This window comes from Paraplanobispora siamensis, assembly GCF_016863175.1.
Classification (GTDB): domain Bacteria; phylum Actinomycetota; class Actinomycetes; order Streptosporangiales; family Streptosporangiaceae; genus Planobispora; species Planobispora siamensis.
Genome location: NZ_BOOJ01000032.1, coordinates 200,975 through 224,074, shown reverse-complemented (window position 1 = coordinate 224,074; position 23,100 = coordinate 200,975). Strand labels below are relative to the sequence as shown.

18 protein-coding genes and 1 riboswitch are annotated in these 23,100 nt (G+C 72.9%); of the genes, 6 read left to right on the top strand and 12 right to left on the bottom strand.

Annotation, left to right across the window (positions count from 1 at the left end; translation table 11 throughout):
- Nucleotides 1-63: 63 nt before the first annotated feature.
- Both mmsA and mmsB read left to right on the top strand, forming a co-directional pair.
- Nucleotides 64-1,593 (top strand): multiple monosaccharide ABC transporter ATP-binding protein, encoded by a 1,530-nt coding sequence (mmsA, locus tag Psi01_RS19975; protein WP_204065554.1) that lies wholly within the window; start codon nt 64-66, stop codon nt 1,591-1,593.
- Nucleotides 1,590-2,855, top strand: coding sequence for a multiple monosaccharide ABC transporter permease (gene mmsB / locus Psi01_RS19970; RefSeq protein WP_204065553.1), 1,266 nt, complete (start codon nt 1,590-1,592; stop codon nt 2,853-2,855). The genes mmsA and mmsB overlap by 4 nt, the downstream gene beginning before the upstream one ends.
- 54 nt (nt 2,856-2,909) lie before the next feature.
- On the opposite strand, the gene Psi01_RS19965 is transcribed toward mmsB, so the two are convergent.
- Both Psi01_RS19965 and Psi01_RS19960 read right to left on the bottom strand, forming a co-directional pair.
- Nucleotides 2,910-4,274: a phosphoribosyltransferase gene (locus Psi01_RS19965; RefSeq protein WP_204065552.1), complete on the bottom strand. Its 1,365-nt coding sequence runs from the start codon at nt 4,272-4,274 to the stop codon at nt 2,910-2,912.
- 356 nt (nt 4,275-4,630) lie between these two features.
- Nucleotides 4,631-5,617: an NAD(P)-dependent alcohol dehydrogenase gene (locus Psi01_RS19960; protein ID WP_204065551.1), complete on the bottom strand. Its 987-nt coding sequence runs from the start codon at nt 5,615-5,617 to the stop codon at nt 4,631-4,633.
- Nucleotides 5,618-5,791: 174 nt separating this feature from the next.
- Here Psi01_RS19960 and Psi01_RS19955 point away from each other — a divergent pair, with 174 nt between their 5' ends.
- Nucleotides 5,792-6,553 carry a DUF2306 domain-containing protein gene (locus Psi01_RS19955; protein WP_204065550.1) on the top strand — a complete coding sequence of 254 codons (762 nt, stop codon included), beginning with the start codon at nt 5,792-5,794 and terminating at the stop codon, nt 6,551-6,553.
- On the opposite strand, the gene Psi01_RS19950 is transcribed toward Psi01_RS19955, so the two are convergent.
- The 6 genes from Psi01_RS19950 to Psi01_RS19925 form a co-directional block, all read right to left on the bottom strand.
- Complete coding sequence (locus Psi01_RS19950) at nt 6,526-7,182, bottom strand: response regulator (RefSeq protein WP_204065549.1); 657 nt, start codon at nt 7,180-7,182, stop codon at nt 6,526-6,528. The two genes, Psi01_RS19955 and Psi01_RS19950, sit on opposite strands and share 28 nt — an antisense overlap.
- Nucleotides 7,179-8,318 (bottom strand): sensor histidine kinase, encoded by a 1,140-nt coding sequence (locus tag Psi01_RS19945; protein ID WP_204065548.1) that lies wholly within the window; start codon nt 8,316-8,318, stop codon nt 7,179-7,181. Before Psi01_RS19945 ends, Psi01_RS19950 begins: the two co-directional genes overlap by 4 nt.
- A 113-nt stretch (nt 8,319-8,431) precedes the next feature.
- Nucleotides 8,432-9,109 carry a DUF305 domain-containing protein gene (locus Psi01_RS19940; RefSeq protein ID WP_204065547.1) on the bottom strand — a complete coding sequence of 226 codons (678 nt, stop codon included), beginning with the start codon at nt 9,107-9,109 and terminating at the stop codon, nt 8,432-8,434.
- Between the two features lie 156 nt (nt 9,110-9,265).
- A complete protein-coding gene (locus tag Psi01_RS19935; protein ID WP_204065546.1) occupies nt 9,266-10,030 on the bottom strand; it encodes a lytic polysaccharide monooxygenase in 765 nt (254 codons plus the stop codon).
- 281 nt (nt 10,031-10,311) lie between these two features.
- Complete coding sequence (locus Psi01_RS19930; protein ID WP_204065545.1) at nt 10,312-11,523, bottom strand: cytochrome P450; 1,212 nt, start codon at nt 11,521-11,523, stop codon at nt 10,312-10,314.
- Nucleotides 11,524-11,664: 141 nt separating this feature from the next.
- Entirely contained in the window at nt 11,665-12,258 is a 594-nt protein-coding gene (locus Psi01_RS19925) for a TetR/AcrR family transcriptional regulator (protein WP_204065544.1), read from the bottom strand.
- A gap of 93 nt (nt 12,259-12,351) precedes the next feature.
- On the opposite strand from Psi01_RS19925, the gene Psi01_RS19920 reads away from it, so the two are divergent.
- Nucleotides 12,352-13,209 (top strand): class I SAM-dependent methyltransferase, encoded by an 858-nt coding sequence (locus tag Psi01_RS19920; protein ID WP_204065543.1) that lies wholly within the window; start codon nt 12,352-12,354, stop codon nt 13,207-13,209.
- Nucleotides 13,210-13,284: 75 nt separating this feature from the next.
- Here Psi01_RS19920 and Psi01_RS19915 read toward each other — a convergent pair whose 3' ends face one another.
- Nucleotides 13,285-13,620, bottom strand: a complete 336-nt coding sequence (locus tag Psi01_RS19915) for a YciI family protein (RefSeq protein WP_204065635.1) — start codon at nt 13,618-13,620, stop codon at nt 13,285-13,287.
- Between the two features lie 278 nt (nt 13,621-13,898).
- Here Psi01_RS19915 and Psi01_RS19910 point away from each other — a divergent pair, with 278 nt between their 5' ends.
- Together Psi01_RS19910 and Psi01_RS19905 are read left to right on the top strand one after the other, a co-directional pair.
- The gene (locus tag Psi01_RS19910; protein WP_204065542.1) at nt 13,899-15,158 is read left to right on the top strand and encodes an amidase; all 1,260 of its coding nucleotides are present in this window, start codon (nt 13,899-13,901) and stop codon (nt 15,156-15,158) included.
- Nucleotides 15,159-15,279: 121 nt separating this feature from the next.
- Nucleotides 15,280-16,113 carry a metallophosphoesterase family protein gene (locus tag Psi01_RS19905; protein WP_204065541.1) on the top strand — a complete coding sequence of 278 codons (834 nt, stop codon included), beginning with the start codon at nt 15,280-15,282 and terminating at the stop codon, nt 16,111-16,113.
- Nucleotides 16,114-16,117: 4 nt separating this feature from the next.
- Here the strand turns inward: Psi01_RS19905 and metH are convergent, their stop codons facing one another.
- The 3 genes from metH to Psi01_RS19890 all read right to left on the bottom strand — a co-directional run bounded on the left by metH (nt 16,118) and on the right by Psi01_RS19890 (nt 23,093).
- Nucleotides 16,118-19,765: a methionine synthase gene (gene metH, locus Psi01_RS19900; protein WP_204065540.1), complete on the bottom strand. Its 3,648-nt coding sequence runs from the start codon at nt 19,763-19,765 to the stop codon at nt 16,118-16,120.
- Nucleotides 19,766-19,779: 14 nt separating this feature from the next.
- Nucleotides 19,780-19,856: riboswitch (S-adenosyl-L-homocysteine riboswitch) on the bottom strand.
- A gap of 132 nt (nt 19,857-19,988) precedes the next feature.
- The gene (locus Psi01_RS19895; protein WP_239127855.1) at nt 19,989-20,873 is read right to left on the bottom strand and encodes an NmrA family NAD(P)-binding protein; all 885 of its coding nucleotides are present in this window, start codon (nt 20,871-20,873) and stop codon (nt 19,989-19,991) included.
- Nucleotides 20,874-21,047: 174 nt separating this feature from the next.
- Nucleotides 21,048-23,093 carry a bifunctional aldolase/short-chain dehydrogenase gene (locus Psi01_RS19890; RefSeq protein WP_204065539.1) on the bottom strand — a complete coding sequence of 682 codons (2,046 nt, stop codon included), beginning with the start codon at nt 23,091-23,093 and terminating at the stop codon, nt 21,048-21,050.
- Nucleotides 23,094-23,100: the final 7 nt, after the last annotated feature.

The window sequence follows — 23,100 nt, the reverse complement described above, 5'->3', positions numbered from 1 at the left end:
GGCGGCGCGTCCGCGGCCGACACGGGGGCTCACGGGGGAACGGCGACGCGGAAGGCGCAGGGCATGACCGACGACATACTTCGAATGCGCGGGATCACCAAGACGTTCCCGGGCGTCAAGGCGCTGCAGGACGTCAACCTGACGGTGCGGAGAGGCGAGATACACGCAATCTGCGGGGAGAACGGCGCCGGCAAGTCGACGCTGATGAAGGTCCTGTCCGGCGTCTACCCGCACGGCTCCTACGAGGGGGAGATCGTCTTCGACGGGGAGCCGTGCCGGTTCTCCGACATCCGGGACAGCGAGCAGCGCGGCATCGTGATCATCCATCAGGAGCTCGCGCTGAGCCCGTACCTGTCGATCGCCGAGAACATCTTCCTGGGCAACGAGCGGACCCGGCGCGGCCTGATCGACTGGAACCGCACCAACGCCGAGGCCGCCGAGCTGCTGGAGCGGGTCGGCCTGCGCGAGAACCCCACCACGCGCGCGATGGACATCGGCGTGGGCAAGCAGCAGCTCGTCGAGATCGCCAAGGCGCTGTCCAAGCGGGTACGGCTGCTCATCCTCGACGAGCCGACCGCGGCGCTCAACGACGAGGACTCGGCGCACCTGCTGGACCTGCTGCGCGGGCTGCGGGACGAGGGCATCACCTCGGTGATCATCTCCCACAAGCTCAACGAGATCAAAGCCGTCGCCGACTCCACGACGATCCTGCGCGACGGGCGCACGATCGAGACGCTGGACATGAAGGGCGAGGAGGTCGGTGAGGACCGGATCATCTCCGGCATGGTCGGCCGCGACCTGGAGCACCGTTTCCCACCGCACGAGCCGAAGATCGGCGAGGAGGTGCTGCGGATCGAGGACTGGACCGTGCACAGCCCCACCCAGCGCGGTCGCGTGGTGGTCTCCGGCGCCGGCCTGACCCTGCGCCGCGGTGAGATCGTCGGACTGGCCGGGCTGATCGGCGCCGGCCGTACCGAGCTGGCGATGAGCGTGTTCGGCCGCAGCTACGGCACGGACATCTCCGGGCGTGTCTACAAGGACGGGCGGGAGATCAAGATCCGCACGGTCCGCGAGGCCATCGGCCACGGCCTGGCCTACGCCACCGAGGACCGCAAGCGCTACGGGCTCAACCTGATCGAGGACATCAAGCGCAACGTCTCCTCCGCCGCGCTGGGCAAGCTGGCCAGGCGCGGCTGGATCGACGACAACGAGGAGTACCGCGTCGCCGACGGATTCCGCGCCGAGATGAACATCAAGGCCCCCGGCGTCCTGTCGGTCACCGGCAAGCTCAGCGGCGGCAACCAGCAGAAGGTGGTGCTGTCGAAGTGGATCTTCACTGACGCCGACGTGCTGATCCTCGACGAACCCACCCGCGGCATCGACGTGGGCGCCAAGTACGAGATCTACTCCATCGTCAACCGCCTCGCCGACCAGGGCAAGGCGATTCTGGTGATCTCCTCGGAGCTCCCCGAACTGCTCGGTCTCTGCGACCGCATCTACGCCATGTCGGCCGGGCGCGTCACCGGCGAGGTCGCACGCGCCGACGCCACCCCCGAGCGGCTCATGCAGCTCATGACCAAGGAAAAGGAATGACGGCCGAGATGAGCAGCGGCAAGGTCACGACCCGCGAAGAAGCGCCGGCGAGCGGCAGCCTGCCGCCGCCCGCGAAGGCGCCGGGCACCCGGTTCTCGCTGAACCTGCGGCAGAGCGGCATCTACATCGCCTTCGCGCTGATCGTCGTCCTGTTCTCCATCCTGACCGACGGTGAGCTGCTCAGCCCGCAGAACATCTCGAACATCATGGTTCAGAACTCCTACGTTCTGATCCTGGCGATCGGCATGATCCTGATCATCATCGCCGGGCACATCGACCTGTCCGTGGGATCGGTGGTGGCCCTCAGCGGCGCGATCGCGGCGGTGCTGATGGTCGAGATGGACACCCCGTGGCCGCTGGCCATCCTGATCACGCTCCTGGCCGGAGGGCTGATCGGGGCCTGGCAGGGCTACTGGATCGCCTACTTCGGCATCCCGGCGTTCATCGTCACCCTGGCCGGGATGCTGGTGTTCCGGGCGCTGACGATGACCGTGCTGGGCAACCAGGGCATCGGCCCCTTCCCCGACGAGGTGCGGACCCTGGCCAACGGGTTCCTCCCGACCTACCTGGGCAACATCGGCCTCGGCCCGCTCGACGGCGCCGACCTGTTCACGCTGCTGGTGGGAGTGGCCACCGTGGCCGGGATCGTCGGCACGCAGTGGCGCGCCCGCCAGGGACGCATCGGCTACCGCCAGCAGGTCGACCCCCTGCCGCTGTTCGTCCTGAAGATGGTCACCGCCTCCGCGGTGGTGATGGTGGTCATCGTCCAGCTGGCCAGGTTCAAGAACCTGCCCTGGGTGCTGGTGCTGCTGGCCTCGCTCGTCCTGGGCTACACGCTGCTGACCAACCGCGCCGTCTTCGGCCGCCACATCTACGCCATCGGCGGCAACCTGCACGCCGCGACCCTGTCCGGGATCAAGGTCAAGTCCGTCACCTTCTGGATCTTCGTGAACATGGGGGTGCTCTCGGCGCTGGCGGGCGTCATCTTCGCCGGGCGGCTCAACCAGGCCGGCCCCACGGCGGGCAACGGCTTCGAGCTGGACGCCATCGCGGCCGCGTTCATCGGCGGCGCTGCTGTCCAGGGCGGTGTCGGCAAGGTCGTCGGCGCCATCACCGGCGGCCTCATCATGGCAGTGATCAACAACGGCATGTCCCTCATCGGCGCGCCCAGCGAGCGGGTGATGCTCTTCAAGGGCCTGGTGCTGCTCATCGCCGTCGCCTTCGACATCTGGACCAAGCGCCGCACCGGCTCGGCCGGATGACGGCCGCCGGGCCGGTGGGCCGCTCCCCCACCGGCCCGGCGGCCCGCGAGACCGTCAGTCCGGTTCCATCGCGGAGGGCCGGGCCGGTCCGCCCGCGGGCCCGGCGAGGTGGCGGATGAACCAGTCGCAGGCCAGCACGGCCACCTGCTCCAGCGTGCCGGGCTCCTCGAACAGGTGGGTGGCGCCGGGGACGACCTCCAGATGGCTCTCGCAGCGCAGCCGGCTCCGGGCCTGCCGGTTCAGTTCGAGCACCTGCCCGTCGAGGCCGCCCACGATCAGCAGGGTGGGCGCGCGGACGGCGGTCAGGCGCGGGCCCGCCAGGTCCGGCCGCCCGCCCCGCGACACCACCGCGGCGACGTCGGCCCCGGCGTCGGCCGCCGCCCACAGCGCGGCCGCGGCGCCGGTGCTGGCCCCGAAGCAGCCGATCCCGGTTCCCGGCACCTGCTTGTGCAGCCAGCCGGTGACCTCGCCGAGCCGCCCACCGAGCAGCGGGATGTCGAAGACGTTGGACCGGTCGGCCTCCTCCTCGGCGACGAGCAGGTCGAACAGCAGCGTGCCCAGGCCCGCCCGGTTCAGCGCCTCGGCGACCGCCCGGTTGCGCGGGCTGTGCCGGCCGCTGCCGCTGCCGTGCGCGAACACCACCAGCCCGGCGGCCCGCCCGGGAAGGGTGAGCGTCCCGGGCAGCTCCACGCTCCCGGCCGGGATCCGGACCTCCTCGGCCCGGCCGCGCTCCCCCGCCCCGCCGTTTTCCCCCGCTCCGCTGTGTCCACCCGCCGCGCTGTGTTCCCCCGCCCCGGCCCGGTTCAGCAGTTCGGTCACCTCCGCGTCCCCGGTCTGGGAGAAGTCGTCGTACCACTGGCCGATGGCGTACAGGGTCCGGGGAGTGTGCAGGCAGACGACCTCGTCGGCCGCGTCGCCCAGCCGGGCCGCCACCTCGGGCGAGCACACCGGCGTGGCCAGGACGACCCGCGCGGCGCCGTGGGCGCGGGCGACGTGGCAGGCGGCCCTGGCCGTCGAGCCGGTGGCGATCCCGTCGTCCACCACGATCGCGGTCCTGCCGGTCAGCGGGACCCTCGGCCGCCCGGCGCGCAGGCGTCGCGCCCGCTCCGCGAGCACGGCGCGTTCGTGCTCCTCCACCGCCTCCATCTGCTCGGGGTACAGCCCCGCCATCCGCACCACGTCGTGGTTGACGATGCGCACGCCGTCCTCGCCGATCGCCCCGAAGCCCAGTTCGGGCTGGACCGGCACGCCGAGCTTGCGCACCACGATGACGTCCAGCGGCGCGCCGAGCCGCCCGGCCACCTCGAAGGCGACCGGGACGCCGCCGCGCGGCAGCCCGAGGACCACGGGATCGGCGTCGCGCAGATGGCGCAGCCGTACGGCCAGGCGCCGTCCGGCGTCGCTTCGGTCGATGAACACCTCGGCTCACCTCCAGTTCCTGCAGGAGCCCGCAGGAGCGTGCGCCGTGGGCGGTACGGCCCCTGCCACGCGATGTTCGCTTCCCCGCCGCGGGAGGCGGACACGGGAGGCCGGGTCATGTGTCGGCACGGAGCCGCAAAAAGATCACAAGGTCCGTGGAGGCGCGGCCCGTGCGACCGCCGCCGGGCGTGGAACGGTGCTCCCGGAGGCCGGCCGCCCTCCCTCTCGGGGGTTTCCCCGATGCCCCTCTCCGCACCACATTAGGCCCCCTCCCCGCCGTGCACCATCGCCGCACCGGGAGCGCAGGGAGCGCCGCGCCCGCCGTACAGGCGCCGGGAGGACGTCCCGGACAGGTCTCAGAAGGCGACGACGACCTTCCCCCGGGAGCGGCCCTCCTCCTGGTACCTGATGGCCGCCGGGATCTCCGCGAACGGGTAGCACCGGTCGATGACCGGGGTGACCTTGCCGGCCTCGATGAGCCCGGTCAGCGTCACCAGGTTCCGCTTGCTGTCCGCGGCCCCGATCACGTCCGCCATGAGCATCCTCTGGGACACGAACGGCCCCGAGGCGAGCGCGCCGAAGATGTGGCCGGCGGGCTGCAGCCACCGGCCGCCCGGGCCGCCGACGGCGACGTAGGTCCCCTTGCGGGTCAGCACCCGGCGGCACGCCGATCCCGGGCGGCTCCCCGCGATGTCCAGGAGCAGGTCGTAACGGCGCCCGGCCCGGGTGAAGTCCTCCTTGGTGTAGTCGACGACCTCGTCCGCGCCGAGCGAGCGGACCAGGTCGGTGTTGCGCGTACTGCACACGCCCGTCACCTCGGCGCCGAACGCCTTGGCGAGCTGTACGGCGAACGTGCCCACGCCTCCCGAGGCGCCGTTGACGAGGACCCGCTGCCCCGGCCGGATCCCCCCGCTGTCGCGCAGGGCCAGCAGGGCGGTGAGGGCCGCCAGCGGCACCGCCGCCGCCTGCTCGAACGTGAGGCTCGCCGGTTTCGGCGCCAGCTCGCTCTCCTTGACGCACACGTACTCGGCGAAGCCGCCCCCCTTGGGCATCGCGAACACCTCGTCGCCCGGGCGGAACTCCGTCACGTCCTTGCCGACCGCCTCGACCAGCCCCGCCATGTCGGCGCCCAAGATCTTGATCTTCGGTGTGCGCAGTCCGAGGGGGCCGGGCATCAGGCGCGAGACGTACGGCTCGCCTCTCATGAGGTGCCAGTCCGCGGGCTGGACGGAGGCGGCCCGGATCCGGACCAGCACCTCGTCGTCGCCGGGTGCGGGGTCGTCGACGTCGGTGAGGTCGAGGACGTCGGGTGAGCCGTACGAGCGCAGAACGAACGCCTTCATCACATTCTCCTGATCCGCTGTGGAAGTGGGGGGCCGGCCACCGGGATCAGTGTGCGCAGGCCCCGCACGGCGGCTCAACGGCCGAAAGTACGACCGTTCCGTGGCTGATCGGCCGGTCGGGATCGGGCCGTTCTGGCGATGAGCCGCCACCGCCCCGGGCGTCACGATCAGGCCATGACCGACACGAGAACGACGGGACAGCCCCACGGGGGCGGACGGCCGGGCGGCGGCCGGAACACCCGCAGGGCGGCCGCGGCCGCAGGCAGAACAGCCGGGACCGCGCCCGGGACGGCCGGGAGCACGGGAAGGGCGGGATGGCTCGCGCCCGCCGGGTTGATCGCGCTCAGCGTCGTCCCCTTCATCGCCGGGGCCGTCCGCCTCAGCGAACTGGCCGGCGGGGCGGAGATCACTGCGCAGAACGCGCGGTTCGTCGCCTCGCCCGTGCCCATCGTGCTGCACATCCTCGCCGTCAGCGTGTACAGCGTCCTGGGGGCCCTGCAGTTCGCGCCGGGGCTGCGCCGCCGCAGGCCCGGCTGGCACCGCGCCGCCGGGCGGATCGTGGTCCCGTGCGGGATCGCCGCGGCGCTGTCGGGACTGTGGATGACCCTGTTCTATCCCCCCGGCGAGGCCGACGGCCCCCTCCTGGTCGGCTTCCGGCTCGTGTTCGGCTCGGCCATGGTCCTGTCCATCGTCCTCGGCTTCATCGCGATCCGGCGGCGGGACGTCGCCCGGCACCGCGCCTGGATGACGCGCGGTTACGCGATCGGCCTCGGCGCGGGCACGCAGGTGTTCACCCATCTGCCCTGGTTCCTGATCGCCGGGGCGCCCGGCGAGGTCCCCAGGGCGCTCCTCATGGGCGCCGGATGGGTGATCAACCTCGCCGTGGCCGAGTGGATCATCCGCCGCGGTCAGCTCCGCACGCGCTTGGTCTCGTAGGCCCACATCGCGATCTCGACGCGGTTGCGCACGCCGAGCTTGGTCATCAGGCTCGCGATGTGGCTCTTGACCGTGCTGAGGGAGATGTGGAGCTCGTCGGCGATCTCGTTGTTGGTCCGCCCGCGGGCGACGGTCACCAGGATCTCCTCCTCCCGGCTGGTGAGCGGCTCGATGGGCTGCGGCGGCGGGGCGGAGGGCCGCGTTCCGGCGAAGGTCTCCAGCAGGCGGGCGGTGACGCTGGGGGCGATGAGCGCCTCGCCGTCGGCGGCGGCGCGGACGGCCTGGGAGAGCAGAGCGGGGCCGGCGTCCTTGAGCAGGAAGCCCCGGGCGCCGGCCTGGAGGGCGGCGTAGACGTACTCGTCGAGGTCGAAGGTGGTGATGACGACGACCGCGAGCGGGTCGTCGACGCCCGGTCCGGCCAGCGCGCGGGTGGCCTCGATGCCGTCGAGGTGGGGCATGCGGATGTCGAACAGGCACACCTCGGGGCGCAGGCGCCGGGCGAGCTCGACGGCCCGCCGCCCGTCGGCGGCCTCGGCGACGACCTCGATGCCCGGTTGCGCGTCGAGGATCATCCTGAGCCCGGTGCGGGCGATCTCCTGGTCGTCGGCGACGATCACCCTGATGCTCACGCGACCGCCCCCGCCCGGGGCAGCACGGCGGTCACGGTCCAGCCCCGGCCGGGGTTCGGACCGGCCTCGCAGGTCCCGCCGAGCAGGTCGGCGCGTTCGGTCATGCCGATGAGGCCGTATCCCGGCGAGACGGGCGGGCGCCCGGCGCCGGTGTCGCCGTCGTCGCTCACGCGCAGGTGCACCGACGTCTCGTCGGCGGAGACGCTCACCTCGATCCGGGTGGCGTGCCGGGCGTGGCGCCGGGCGTTGGTGACCGACTCCTGGGCGATGCGGTAGACCGCGGCCTCGACCGACGGGGGCAGCTCTCCGAGGTCGCCGGAGATCTCCACCTCGACCGGCGGGCCGGACCGGGCGTCGCCGGCCAGCTGCCGGAGGTCGGTGAGCTGCCGGCCGGGCGCCCACTCGGCCGGCTCGTTCCTGCGCAGGACGCGGACCATGGCGCGCATCTCGGTGAGGGCGCGCGAGGCTTCGGCCTCGATCACGCGCAGCGCCTCGGTCGCGGCGTCCGGCCGTGACTCCGAGGTCGCCAGGCCCGCCTGCGCGCGGATCGCCATCGCCGAGACGTGATGGGCGACGATGTCGTGCAGGTCACGGGCCAGCTGCTCGCGTTCGAGCAGCTTGACCTGGTCGAGCTCGCGCATCCGCGCCCCGGCCCGGTAGCGGAAGACCCCGCCCAGGGTCATGGCCGAGAACACGACGGCGAAGGCGCCGACCGCGTCGGCGGAGACGAGCCGGCCGGAGAGGATCGACAGCAGGATCGAGCCGATGACGATCACCGCCCCGATCACGATCTCGCGCCCGGACCCCCAGCGGAACAGCGCGTACATCAGGATCAGCAGGTAGACCTGCGTGCCCGTCTCGGGCGCCTGTCCGCCGGTCAGCAGCGGGAGCAGGCTCGTGGCGCCGAAGACGATCGCGACCATCAGCAGCGGCCTGGTCCGCCGCCACAGCAGCGTGGGCACCAGCGCGATGGTGACGACCACCGCCAGGACACGCCAGGGAAGGTCGGGCCGTAGCACCCCTTCGAGCAGCGCGACCGGCACGATCACCGCCACCAGCGCCCAGTCCCGCCACGTCCGTGCCGGTGGGTCGGGAGGTCGGGGCTCGTTCCATACGGAACGGATGAGGTCGTGCACCCCATCATGCTACGAGAGTGCGTGCTGCCATGTATCGTCCGGAAACCTCCCTTTCACCAGGGAGGTTTCCGGGACGCGGGGGCCGCCGTACCGCCGTGACGCCGGGGGCGGCCTCAGGGGTTCATCTCCGCGAGCATCTGCTTGATCTGGGCCAGCCGGGACTGCTCGATCTGACGGGCCAGCTCCACCACCCGGGCATTGTGGCCCGTGCGGATCTCGGTGCGCGCCATCTCGACGGCGTTGTGCTGGTGGGCGACCAGCACGTTGAGGAACCGGGTGTCGAAGGCGGCGCCCTTCAGCCTCCTGAGCTTGACGATCTCCGCCGGGCTCGTGGCGTGCAGGCCGCCGTGCGCGTCGTGCGCGTGCGGGTCCGCGGTGGTCAGGGGCTGTCCCCAGCCCTCCAGCCAGCCGGTCATGGTCTCGGCCTCGTACCCCTGGGTGGCCTCGATCGCCGCCGCCATCGTCCTGATCTCCTCACGGGGAGAACGGGTCTTCGCCACCACGGCCATCTCCGTTCCCTGGCGATGGTGCGGGATCATCATCTGCAGGAACATCACGTCGGCGTCGTTGAAGGAGCCGGACGCGCCGGTCCCGGCGGGCGCGGAGGCGTCATCGGTCCCGGCGGGCGCCTCGTCGCCGCCCGCGGGGGTGGCGGAGGCGGACGCGGCGGGTACGGCGTGCCCGCCGTGCCCGGCGGCCTCACCGTGGGCGGCGGACCCGGCCCCGCAGGCGGAGACCGTCAGCGTGCCCGCGACGGCGGCGCAGGCGAGGGCGATGGCGGAGCGTTTCATCTGTGTCTGTGTCGCTTTTCTCGGTGGCGCTTCTCTGGGTGGCGCTTCTCTGGGTGGCGCTTCTCTGGGTGTTGCTTTTCCCGGTTCGCTTCTCTCTGGCGGCGCGTACGGCTCCCGGCGGGCGCCGTACCGTACGGCACGGCGCCCGCCGGCGGGTCAGCCCAGCTTCTGCCAGAGCGCCGGAACCTTCGGCGGCTCCCAGCCCGGGTAGGCGGTGTGCGCCTGGATGCAGCGGTACTTCACCCCGGCGTAGGTGACCGTGCTGCCCACCGCGTACTTGCCTCCCACGGCCCACGTCCCGGCGGGGGCGGTGGGGACCGGGGTCTTCGTGGGCGTCGGCGCGGGGGTCTTGGTCGGCGTGGGGGCGGGGGTCTTGGTCGGCGTGGGCGCAGGGGTGTTCCCGCCGCCGCCACCGCCGATCTGCAGGTCGACGCACGAGTAGAAGGCGTTGACGGTGTCGGCGATGTTCCAGATCGCCAGGACCTTCTGACGGCCGCTGTAACCCGACAGGTTCACCACGTGCGACACCGTCGCGCCGGGCTGCTTGCCGTTGTCGTTGAAGGTCGCGATCCGGGTGTTGCCGATGTAGTACTCCCAGGTGCTGGTCGCGTGCCGGGCGGTCAGCACCCAGTTGAAGGTGACGCTGTTGCCGACGGAGGTGGCCGGCCAGGCCTTGCTCTCGTCACTCAGCACGGAGAAGCGGGCCACGCCGCCGTGGCAGTTGCGCTGTCCCTTGGGGCCCTCGACGCTCTGCGGCTCGTAGACGATGGCGCCGCAGTTGGCGACCTTTCCCTGGGCGCACATGGCCTGCCGGCTCGGCGGCGACGAGACGTACCCGTGGGCCATCGCCGGCGGGGCCGTGAGAACCGTGGCACCGAAGGTGAGCGACGCCATCGCGGCGACCATGACTGATTTGCGCATGTGCTTTTCCTTGCTAGGGGATATCGGAAAACGAGCAGGGATTTCTCGCGGAGAAATAATCGGCGACTCCTCCGTGCGGAACAAAGGTGATGTTTTTATAGCACGGAGGAAGGCACACAAAGCTTATGAGCGGCTTAAGTCTCGTTTAGAGCGACCATAACGGCAGCCCACAGGCCTATGGGTGGGCGGGCGGGGAAATGCGTCCATCTCTGCCGACAAATCACTTGAATTGAATTTCCATAATCCCGGCCGGGAAGTCAACGGCCGGCATGGAATTGTTTTCAGGGCCGGTCGTACGGCTCCGACCAGCGCAGCGGCAGGGACTGCAGCCCGTAGATTCCCTCGACCCCGCCGAACCCGACCTCGCCGTCCAGGGCCAGTTCCGGCATGCGCGGCGCCAGGAACGCCAGCGCCTCCTCCAGCTCCGCCCGCGCCAGGTTCGCGCCCAGGCAGTAGTGGGCGCCGGCGCCGAAGGTGAGGATCCGGGGGTCCCGCTCGGCGGTGACGTCGAACTCCTCCCCCGCCTCGATCTCCCGGTTGCCGCGCTCGGCGCAGATGGCCACGATCGTCCCGGCCGGGAAGACGACGCCGCGGTGCTCGACGTCCTCGACGCAGATCCGCGCGGTGAACGGGGTGATCGGCTCGTAGCGCAGCACCTCCTGCACCGCCCGCGCGGCCAGGCCGGGGTCGTCGGCCAGCAGCGCCCACTGGCCGGGGTGCCCGGCGAACAGCCGCAGGGCGTGCGACAGCTGCGCCTGCGTGGTGTCCACCCCGCCGGCCAGCACGTTCAGCACCAGGTTGACGCACTCGGCGTGGGAGAGCCGGTCGCCCTGCTCCTCGGTGGCCAGCAGGGCGCTGACCAGGTCGTGACCGGGAGCGGCGCGGCGCTCGGCCAGCAGCGCCTCGACGTAGTCGTAGACCTCGGCGACGGCGCGCTCGATGCGCGGCAGCTCGGTGGCCAGCGCCCGGACGTCGAACTGGCGCTGCACCCAGTTGGACCACTCGTGTAGCCTCGGCGCGTCCTGCGGCGGCGCGCCGAGCACCGCCGCGACGGTCAGGGCCGGGTACGGCCGCGCCACCGACGCGACGAACTCGCACGAGGTCGCCTTCGCGTCCCACAGCTCCTCGAGGAACCCCCGCATGGCCGGGCGCCAGCGGTCCGCGGCGCGCGGGGTGAACGCCGGACCCACCAGGGCGCGCAGCCTCCGGTGCCGCTCGCCGCCCTGGTTGAGGATGTTGGCGTCGATCTGCTCCCACAGCCGGCCGGTGACGGCGCCGAACAGCTCGGCGATCTGCCGGCCGGGGAACGCCGCGGCCCGCGAGCGCAGGAAGAACTCCCCCGACTCCCGGTCGAGGACCACGTACGACAGCGGCCCCTGTGCCAGCCAGCCCCGCCCGGCCGCCTCGGCCAGCCGCCGGTGGTAGACCTCTCCCGTCAGATCGGGCGCCGAGTAGTCGAACTCCGGCAGGTCCAGCTCGGTCACGATCGTCACGACGCCTCCACCCGTCTCGGGCCGACCTCGACCGTACCCCCGCGCCCGACGGGCCGCCGATGGTGAACTTCCACCCGTTCGCGCCCGGCTTTTCGGCAGCAATGACCCGCACCCGGAGCCCCGGTGCCGCAGGGGGCGCTCTCACGCCTCCCGTACGACGCCGCCGATGATCGTGTCCACCATCCTGTCGACGGCGCCGGGCTCCGGGCGGGCGCCCTTGCGGTCGGCGAACAGCAGGTGGGCGGTCCCGATCAGGGTGGGGGCGAGCATGTCGACCGGGGCGTCCCGCGCGATGCGGCCCAGGTCGCGCTCGGCGGCCAGGTAGGAGGCGATCATGTCCACGGCCTCCGTCAGGACCGGGACCCCGGCCGGCCAGGTCTCGCGCAGCCGGGCGCGCAACTCGTCGCGGAAGGTGACCAGGGCGACGATCGCCACGGCCACCGACTCGAACAGCGCCGTCAGCGCGGCGGCGAGGTTGCCGGCGACGGTGCCGGTCCCGGCGGCCTCGCGCAGGGCCGCGGCCTCGGAGTCCATCCGGTCGACGCGGTCGAGTACGAACTCGGCGAGGAAGGCGTCGAAATCGGCGAAGTGCCGGTGCAGGACGCCCTTGGCGCAGCCCGCCTCGTCGGTGACCGCCCGGCTGGTCAGGGCGCTCGGCCCGTCCCTGAGCAGGACGCGCTCGGCGGCGCCGAACAGCTGCTCGCGTACGTCACGCAGGGCCACACCTGTCGGCACCGCAGACCCCTCGCCTTCCTCGTCCCGGCCCGCCCGTCAATGAGTGGGCACTTGCCCATTGCCTAGTGGGCATGTGCCCACTAAAGTGGGCGCATGCCCACTATATCGCGGGGGCACGTCCCTCCTCCTGAGCATTCTCCCGGGCGGGAGCCGCACCGCGCCCGGGAGATCGCCGAGTCGTTCGGTGCGGACGCCGGACGCTACGACCGGACCCGGCCCGCCTATCCCGAAGCCCTGGTGGAGGCGGTCGTCTCCGCCAGCCCGGGCCCGGAGATCCTCGACGTCGGCGCCGGGACCGGGATCGAGGCCCGGCAGCTCCAGGCGGCCGGCTGCACGGTGCTGGGCGTCGAGCCCGACGAGCGGATGGCCGAGTTCGCCCGGCGCACCGGGGTCGAGGTCGAGGTGGCCACGTTCGAGGCCTGGGATCCCGCCGGCCGGACCTTCGACGCGGTCGTCGCCGGACAGGCCTGGCACTGGGTCGACCCGGTCGCGGGCGCGGCCAAGGCGGCGCGGGTGCTGCGGCCCGGCGGCCTGCTGGCGGCGTTCTGGCACGTGTTCCAGCTCCCGCCCGACGTGGCGGAGGCCTTCGCCGAGGCCTACCGGCGGGCGGTGCCCGACTCGCCGTTCGACTTCCGGGCGGCGATGTCGGCCCCGGACACGTATCAGGGGCTGCTCGCCAAGGTCGTCGACGGGATCCGCGAGGCGGGCGCGTTCGGCGAGCCGGAGCAGTGGCGGTTCGACTGGGAGCGGTCCTACACGCGGGAGGAGTGGCTGGACCAGATGCCCACCTCCGGCGCCCTCACCCGGCTCCCGCCGGACGCGCTGGCGGAGGTGCTGGAGAGCGTCGGCGCCGCGGTCGACGCGATGGGCGGCGCCTTCACGATGCGCTACGCCACGGTGGCGGTCGCCACGACCCGTACCGGCACCGCCGGAACCGGCCCGCGGGCGTGACCCGGCCTCACGGTCGGGACCCGGCCCGCGGGCGCCGTCCGGCTCTCGGCGTCGGAAGCCGGACGCCGGAAGCCGTCAGAAGTCGAACTCGGCGACCGGCCGCACCACGACCGTCCCGCCGTACCGGGCGCCGGGGCAGCGGGCGGCCCAGTCGAGCGCGACGTCGAGGTCCGGCACGTCGATGACGTAGTAGCCGCCCAGGAGCTCGCGGGTCTCGGCGAACGGCCCGTCCGTGATGGTCCGCTCACCGGCCTCGTCGACCCGGACCCTCGTGGCGGTGGTCAGATCGGCCAGCGACTCCCCGGAGACCCAGACTCCCGACTCCCTGACGGTCTTGTCGTAGGCCACCCAGTCCTCGAAGGAGGCCTCCTCGATCTCCTCGGTCGTGTCGGGGCTGTAGATCAGCAGCATGTACTTCACGGTCCGGCTCCTTCGTCTGCCGCGGTGTCCCTCGCACGGCGGGGTCGCCGTACATGATGACGACGAACGGGATACGACGGTATCGACAGGGCCGCGGACTTTTTTCCGAACGGATTTTCTGACCGGCTCCGAACGGCCCCGAGCAGGCCCGGACCGCTGTCCGGAACGGGGTTCATCGCCGATACTGCGGACTATGCCCGTCATGTGCGCCCCCCGCATGCCCGCCGTGCGCGCCCGCCACGCGGGGCCCCGGGATCGGCGGTGAGGCGGTGAGGCCGGCCGCGCTCGACCTCGTCCGGGACTACCGGGCGGGCCGCAGGACGGTCACCGAGACCGTGCGCGCCGTACTGGACGAGCTCGGCGAGGTCTCCGAGCGGATCGGCGCGGTGGCCGCGACCGATCACGAGCGCAGCCTGGCCGAGGCGGCGCGGGCCGACCTGCGGGTGCGCACCGGGAACGCCCGGGTCCTGGAGGGGGTGCCCCTCACCGTCAAGGACTGGATCGACGTGGCCGGCTGGCCTGTATCGGGCAGCACCGGGAGCCTGCGGGGCGACCCGGGCCGGCGGCCGGGCACGGACGCCCCCGCGGTGGCGCGGCTGCGGGCCGCGGGCGCGATCGTGGTCGCCGTCAGCAGCGCCATGGCCGACAACGCCCTGCACGGCGTGACCAGGAACCCGCGCGACCCCTCGCGCGCGCCCGGCGGCTCCTCCTCGGGCACCGCGGCGCTGGTGGCGGCGGGGACGGTGCCGCTGGGGCTGGGCAGCGACTCCGGCGGCAGCCTGCGCCTGCCCGCCGCGTGGTGCGGGGTGGCCGCGCTGAAGCCCACGTTCGGCCGCGTCCCGCTCACCGGCCACTTCCCGCGCTGCGGCGCGCTGGAGGACGGCAGGACCGTCATCGGCCCGCTGGCCTCGAACGTGGGCGACCTCGCCGTCGCGCTCCGCGTGATCGCCGGTCCCGACGGCATGGACGCGGGGGTGCCGCCGGTGCCCCTGCGCGATCCCGGCGCGGTCGGGATGAGGGGGTTGCGCGTCGGCGTGACGGCGGGCGCGGAGGACGACGAGCCCATGGCGCTGGCGGTGGAGACGCTCGCCGCGGCGGGCGCCATCGTCGCGGGTGAACCGGTGCCGGACATACGGCGCGAGGCCCTGGAGCTGACCCGCCGCCACTGGGGCCGCGCCGAGCTGCCGGGCGCGGAGAACGTGCGGCTGCTGTGGGACTGGGACCGCTTCCGCCGGCGCATGCTCCTGGCCACGGCCCACCTGGACGTGCTCCTCACCCCCGCCGTCACCGAGCCCGCGCCGCCCTGGCGGGAGTCGGCCGAGGCCGACTACGCCTGGACGCTCCCGTGGAGCCTGACCGGCGCCCCGGTCGTCGTCGTGCCCTCGGGGACGGTGGCCGGCCTGCCGGGATCGGTGCAGGTCGTCGCCCGCCCCTGGGAGGACCACGTCGCCCTGGCCGCCGCCCTGCGGATCGAGCACGGGCGGGTCGGCCGGGGCGACCCGGCGTCCGTCTCCGAGGGCACGGCCTGAACCCGCCGTCTCCGGGGGGCACGGCCCGAATCACCGTCTCCGCGAGGCGCCGCCTAAACCGGTGGTGCGGGGGCAGGCGGTCCGCATAGCGTCGGGTGGTCGTCGAAGGAGGGGGCGGATCATGACGGGCGGCGACGGGGCGCAGGCCCGGCCCACGCGGGTGCTGGTGGTCGGCGACGTGCACGGCCAGTTCGAACGGCTGGCCGGATGGTCGGCGGCCGTACAGCGGGCCCGCGGGCCCCTGGACGCCATCCTCGCGGTCGGCGACGTCGAGCCCAACCGTGACGAGATCGACGCGGCCGGGGTGCACGGCCCGGCGAAGTACCGCACGCTCGGCGACTTCCCCAAGGTGGCGCAGCGGCAGCTCGACCTGGGGGCGCCGCTGTACTTCATCGGCGGCAACCACGAGCCCTGGCCGGCGCTGGACGCGGAGGGCCCCGGCTGGTGGAGCGGCGGCGAGGCCTACTTCCTCGGCCGGGCCGGGGCCGCCGAGGTCGCCGGGCTGCGGGTGGCGTTCCTGTCGGGCATCTACGCGCCGCGCGTCACCGACGTCCCCGGGGCTCCCAGGGAGACGCTCAAGGAGCGCAACTACTACACCCGCGAGGAGCTGGAGCAGGTGGCCGCGGCCGCCCGCCGGCAGGGACCGGTCGACGTCCTGCTGACCCACGACTGGCCCTCGGGCATAGCGGGCCGCGACCTGGGCGAGCACGTAGGCCGTCCCGAACTGCGCGACCTGTGTGAGCGCGTCCGGCCGGACTGGTACTTCTGCGGTCACATGCACCGGCCGAACCGGGCCTCCATCGGCCCGGCCCGGGTCGTGTGCCTGGGCCACATCCGCTCCGGGCCCGCCGCGCTCGCCCTCCTGGAGCGCGAGCCCGGCGGGCGGACCGTCCTCGTCGAGAACCCCGCCCGCCGCTCCCCCGGCCCTCAAGCCATCGCCGGGGACTCCCGCTGACGCCTCACTCTGGGTCGTAGGCGAGGTTGGGCCGCAGCCACCGCTCGACCTCGGCGAGGTCGAGACCCCGGCGCCGGGCGTAGTCCTCGACCTGGTCCCTGCCCAGGCGTCCCACGGTGAAGTAGCGCGAGGACGGGTGGGCGAACAGCAGCCCGCTGACGCTGGCGGCGGGGGTCATCGCGAACGACTCGGTCAGGCCCATGCCGATCCGCTCGGCGCCCAGCAGGTCGAACAGGTCCCGCTTCTGGCTGTGGTCCGGGCTCGCGGGATAGCCGAACGCGGGGCGGATGCCGCGGAAGCGCTCGGCGTGCAGGTCCTCCAGCGAGGGGGCGGCGTCCGGCTCGTACCACTCGCGCCGCGCCCGCAGGTGGAGGTGCTCGGCGAACGCCTCGGCGAGGCGGTCGGCCAGGGCCTTGACCATGATGGAGCGGTAGTCGTCGTTGCGCGCCGCGAACCCGGCGGCGAGCTCCTCGGCCCCGTGCACGGCCACCGCGAACCCGCCGATGTGGTCCCCGTCCGGGGCCACGTAGTCGGCCAGGCAGCGGTTGGCCCGCCCCTCGGGCTTGGCCGTCTGCTGGCGCAGCATCGGCAGGCGCAGGACGCCGCCGTCGTACGGCGTGCCCGCCTCGATGAGGATGTCGTCGCCCTCGGAGCGGGCGGGCCAGAAGCCGTAGGCACCGCGGGCCCGCAGGGAGCCGTCGGCGGCGATCCGGTCGAGCAGCGCGTTGGCCTCGTCGTGGAGCTCGCGGGCCACCGGCTGGTCGAGGATCGCCGGATACTTGCCCTTCAGCTCCCAGGCCAGGAAGAAGAACTGCCAGTCGATCATCTCGCGCAGGGCGGTCAGGTCCGGCTCGACCGTGCGGACCCCGGTGAAGGCGGGCACGGGCAGCTCCTCGAAGGAGACCCGCTCGCGGTTCGCCCGGGCCCGCTCGAGGCTCAGCATGGGGCTGCGCTCCCTGGCGGCGTGCTGCTCGCGCAGGCGCTCCTGCTCGGCGCGGTTGCGCACGGCCAGTTCTCCGGCCCGCTCGTCGTCCAGCAGGTCGGAGACCACGCCGACGACGCGGGAGGCGTCCAGCACGTGGACCGTGGTGCCGTCGTAGGCGGGGGCGATGCGCACCGCGGTGTGCTGGCGCGAGGTCGTGGCGCCGCCGATCAGCAGGGGCAGCTTCAGCCCGCGGCGCTGCATCTCCGCGGCCACGCCGGCCATCTCGTCCAGCGACGGGGTGATCAGCCCGGAGAGCCCGATCGCGTCGGCGCCCTCGGCGACCGCGGTGTCGAGGATCCTGTCGGCCGGGACCATGACGCCGAGGTCGATGACCTCGTAGTTGTTGCAGCCGAGCACGACGCCCACGATGTTCTTGCCGATGTCGTGCACGTCGCCCTTGACCGTGGCCAGCACGATCTTCCCGTTGCCGGCGCCCCTGCCGCCCTCGGCGCGCCCCTCCAGCCGGGCCCGTTCCTTGTCGGCCTCCATGAAGGGTTCGAGGTAGGCCACCGCCCGCTTCATCACCCGCGCGCTCTTGACCACCTGCGGCAGGAACATCTTGCCCGCGCCGAACAGGTCGCCCACGATCTTCATGCCGCTCATGAGCGGGCCCTCGATCACGTCGAGGGGGCGCGCCGCCGACTTGCGGGCCTCCTCGGTGTCGGCCTCGACGAAGTCGACGACGCCGTGCACGAGCGCGTGCGCCAGCCGTTCCTCCACCGGGGCCTCGCGCCAGGACAGGTCCACGGTACGGCGGGTGCCGCTGCCGCTGACCGTCTCGGCGAAGGCCACCAGCCGGTCGGTGGCGTCGGGACGCCGGTCGAAGATGACGTCCTCGACGAGTTCGAGCAGGTCGGCGGGGATGTCCTGGTAGACGGCGAGCTGGCCGGCGTTGACGATGCCCATGTCCAGCCCGGCGCGCACGGCGTGGAAGAGGAACGCCGAGTGCATCGCCTCGCGCACGACCTCGTTGCCGCGGAAGGAGAACGACAGGTTGGAGACGCCGCCGCTGGTGCGCGCCCCGGGACAGCGTTCCCTGATCAGCGGCAACGCGTCGATGAACGCCTTGGCGTAGCCGTTGTGCTCGGCGATGCCGGTGGCCACGGCGAGCACGTTGGGGTCGAAAATGATGTCCTCGGCGGGAAAGCCGGCCTCCCGGGTGAGCAGGTCGTAGGCGCGGGCGCAGATCTCCACCTTGCGCTCGGCGGTCTCGGCCTGGCCCTTCTCGTCGAAGGCCATGACGACCACGCCGGCGCCGTAGTCGCGGATGCGCCGGGCCTGCTCCAGGAACGGGCCCTCGCCCTCCTTGAGGCTGATGGAGTTGACCACGCCCTTGCCCTGCACGCACTTGAGACCGGCCTCCAGCACGCTCCAGCGCGAGCTGTCGACCATGATCGGGATGCGGGCGATCTCCGGCTCGGTCGCGATCAGGTTCAGGAACGTGGTCATGGCCCGCTCGCTGTCGAGCAGGTCGGCGTCCATGTTGACGTCGAGCAGGTTGGCCCCGCCGCGCACCTGCTCCAGCGCGACGTCGGCGGCGGCCTGGTAGTCGCCGGCCTCGATCAGGCGCCGGAAGCGCGCCGAGCCCGTGACGTTGGTGCGCTCCCCGATCATGACGAACCCGGTGTCCGGGCCGATCTCGAACGGCTCCAGGCCGCTGAGGCGGGTGCGCGCCGCGGGCGCCGCGACCGGGCGCGGCGGCAGGCCGGAGACCTCGGCGGCGACCCGCTCGATGTGCGCGGGCGTGGTCCCGCAGCAGCCGCCGACGATGTTGACCATCCCGGACGTGGCGAACTCCGCGAGCAGCCGCCCGGTCTCCTGCGGCGTCTGGTCGTAGCCGCCGAACGGGTTGGGCAGCCCGGCGTTGGGGTGGGCGGCCGTGTAGACGCCGGCCAGCCGGGACAGCTCGGCGACGTACGGGCGCATCTCCGCCGCGCCCAGCGAGCAGTTCACCCCCACCACCAGCGGCTCGGCGTGCTCGATCGCCCGCCAGAACGCCTCGACGGTCTGCCCCGACAGGGTGCGCCCGCTCAGGTCGACGATCGTCACCGAGATCCACAGCGGCAGGTGCGGGGCGACCTCGCGCGCGGCGGCGATCGCGGCCTTGGCGTTGAGCGTGTCGAAGATCGTCTCGATCAGCAGCAGGTCGACGCCGCCCTCGTCCAGCGCCTGGATCTGCTCGGCGTAGGCGGCGCGGACCTCGTCGAACGACGTCGTACGGTAGGAGGGGTCGTCCACCTTCGGCGACAGCGAGAGCGTGACGTTGAGCGGGCCGACCGAGCCGGCCACGAACCGGCCGCCCACCTCGTCGGCGGCCCGGCGCGCGAGCCGGGCCCCCTGCAGGTTCATCTCCCGCACCAGCGGCTGCAGGCCGTAGTCCGCCTGGGCGATGCTCGTGGCGGTGAAGGTGTTGGTCGTGGTGATGTCCGCGCCCGCCGCCAGATAGCGCCGGTGGACGTCCAGGATGACGTCCGGGCGCGTCAGGTTCAGCAGGTCCGGGTCGCCGGTCACGTCGTACGGATGGTCCGCCAGCAGCTCGCCGCGATAGTCGGCCGGGGTGAACCCGGAGCCCTGCAGCATCACGCCCCAGGAGCCGTCGAGCACCGCGACCCGCCGGTCGAGGATCTCCTTCAGAGCACGGGCCGCGTCACCGCGATTCGATCGCATCTCGTCACCTCCGATCATCGGAGGCGCCCTTGATGCCGTGGATGCAGGCCGAGCGTGGCGGGCGGGGCCCGTTGCAGCGCCTCTCGGCCTGGTTCGCAAGGTTAGCAAGAGGGGGTGGCCGCGGGAACGCCCGTGACCCAGATCGGCCGGCCGGGAAAGCCTCGCCACCCCTCCGGGACAGCGGGGGTAGCCCCGCCGTCCCCTCGGGGACAGGGGAAAGTCCTCAGGCCCGGGGGCCGAAGTCGGCGGCGTGGTCGGCCGCCCACTCCCGGAACGTCCGCGCGGGCGTACCGGTGATCTCCTCCACCGTTGCGGTGACCGGCTCGGGCTCCTCGGCCATCTTCGCCCAGGCCCGCAGCATGCCGTCCACGGTCGGGGCGTCGCCCCAGGCGGCCAGCATCTGCTCGCGGGCGGTCTCGGCCGGGACCTCCTCGAACCTCACCTCCCGGCCGATCGCCTCCCCGATGGCGTGCGCCTGCTCGATCTGGCTCACCGCCCGCGGGCCGGTAAGCACGTACCGGGCTCCGGAGTGCCCCTCCTCGGTCAGCACCCGGGCGGCCACCGCCGCGATGTCCCGTTCGTGGATCAGCGACCTCGCCGCCCGCCCGAAGGGCGCCCGCACGACACCGTCCTCCCGGATCTGGTCGGCCCAGCCCAGGGTGTTGGCGGCGAACCCGGTGGGCCGCAGGAACGTCCACTCCGCACCGGAACGCGCGATCAGCCGCTCGATGAGCGCGTGGGAGCCGATGATCCCTCCGAGCTCCCGCGGCGGATCGTCCGGAGCCTCCTCCGGGACCCCGTTGGCGGACAGGTAGACGATGCGGCGCGCCGATCCGGCGATCACACCGATGGTGGCGGGGGCGGCGTGGTCGGCCGCCAGGGTCGGCCAGAGCAGGAAGACCGACCCGGCCCCCTTCAGCGCGGCGTCCAGGCTCGCCGGGTCGGCCAGGTCACCGGCGGCGACCTCCACGCCGTACGGCAGGACCGCCGAGGCCGGATCCCGGACCAGCGCCCGCACCGGCGCCCCCGCCTCCAGCAGGAGGGACACCACCTGCCCGCCCACCTTGCCGGTGGCCCCGGTCACCAGGATCACATCGGATTCACTCACAGCCGTTTCCCTTCGCCGACGATCGGGTCGTTCGAGGGAACGCTAAGATCTCAACCAAACTTGAGGTCAACCGCCGCGGGCGGGCCCGGACGCCGGTGGCGCCCGGACCCGCCCGTCAGCACGGAGAACGGCTGACGGCGCGCAGGAGCGGCCGTCAGCCCGGAGGCACGGCCGTCAGCGCAGGAACGCCGCCGCCACCCCCCCGTCGACGGGCACGTGCAGGCCGGTGGTCAGCGACAGCTCACCTCCGGTCAGGGCGAAGACCGCCGCGGCGATGTGCTCGGGCAGCACCTCGCGCTTGAGCAGGGTGCGCTGGGCGTAGAACTCTCCCAGCTTCTCCTCTTCCACCCCGTAGACCGCCGCCCGGTTGGCGCCCCAGCCGGAGGCGAAGATGCCCGAGCCGCGCACCACCCCGTCGGGGTTGACGCCGTTGACCCGGATGCCGTGCTGGCCCAGCTCGGCCGCGAGCAGCCGGACCTGGTGGGCCTGGTCGGCCTTGGCCGCGCCGTAGGCCAGGTTGTCGGGCCCGGCGAAGACCGAGTTCTTGGAGGAGATGTAGACGATGTCGCCGCCCATGCCCTGGTCGATCATCACCCGGGCGGTCTCCCGGGAGACCAGGAACGAGCCGCGCGCCATCACGCCGTGCTGCAGGTCCCAGTCGGCCAGGGTGGTCTCCAGCAGCGAGCGCGACAGCGACAGCCCGGCGTTGTTGACCACCAGGTCCACCCCGCCGAAGGCCAGCACCGCCTGCCGTACCGCCTCGGCGACCTCCTCCTCCGAGGTCACGTCGGCCCGCACCGCGACCGCCCTGTCCCCGGGCCGGTGGGCCCCGGCGGCGATCTCGGCGGCGACCTTCTCGGCCGCGCCCAGGTCACGGTCGGCCACCACCACGCAGGCGCCCTCGGCCGCCAGGCGCCGGGCGGTGGCCGCGCCGATGCCCGAACCGCCGCCGGTCACCAGCGCGACGCGGGTGGCCAGCGGCTTGGGCGCGGGCATCCGGCGCAGCTTGGCCTCCTCCAGCTCCCAGTACTCGATGCGGAACTTCTCGGCCTCGTCGATCGGCGCGTACGACGACAGCGCCTCGGCGCCGCGCATCACGTTGATCGCGTTGACGTAGAACTCCCCGGCCACCCGGGCGGTCTGCTTGTCCTTGCCGAAGGAGAACATGCCGATCCCGGGCACCAGCACGATCGCCGGGTCCGCCCCGCGCATCGGCGGGGAGTCCGGGCCCGCGTGCCGGTCGTAGTAGGCCGCGTACTCCGTGCGGTAGGCGGCGTGCAGCTCGCGCAGCCGGTCGGCCACCTGCTGCAGCGGCGCGTCCGGGGGCAGGTCCAGCACCATCGGGCGCACCTTGGTGCGCAGGAAGTGGTCCGGGCAGGAGGTGCCCAGCGCGGCCAGGCGCGGGTGCCCGGCCCGGGCCAGGAAGTCCAGCACCTCGGGGCTGTCGGTGTAGTGGCCCACCTGCGGCGCGTCGGTCGAGCACAGCCCGCGCACCAGCGGGAACAGCTCGGCGGCCCGCGCGTGCCGTACGGCGGGCTCGACCGGCGGGTGGATCACCGCCCCGAGCGGGTCGGGCCGGCCGTGCTCGGCGATGTAGGCCTCGGCGGTGCGGATGATCTCCAGGGAGTTGGCCTCGCACTCCTGCGACGTCGCGCCCCAGGCGGTGATGCCGTGGCCGCCGAGGATCACGCCGATCGCCTGCGGGTTGTCCCGCTTGATCGCGGCGATGTCCAGCCCGAGCTGGAAGCCCGGCCGCCGCCAGGGCACCCAGGCCACCCGGTCGCCGAAGATCGCCCGGGTGAGCTCCTCGCCGTCGGCGGCCGTCGCGATCGCGATGCCCGCGTCCGGGTGCAGATGGTCGACGTGGGCGGCCTCCACCAGGCCGTGCATGGCGGTGTCGATGGACGGCGCGGCGCCGCCTTTGCCGAAGGCGCAGTGGTCGAAGGCGGCGACCATCTCGTCCTCGCGCTCCACCCCGGGGTAGACCCCCGTCAGCGCCCGCAGCCGATCCAGGCGCAGTACGGCCAGCCCTTCGGCGGTCAGCGTGCCCAGGTCCCCGCCCGACCCCTTGACCCACATCAGCTCGACGTCCGAGCCGGTCACCGGGTCGGTGGCGGTGCCCTTGGCCGAGGCGTTGCCACCGGCGTAGTTGGTGTTGCGCGGGTCGGCCCCCAGCGCGTGGGAACGGCCGAGCAGCTGCTCAACCGGTGACGATGTCATGAAATAT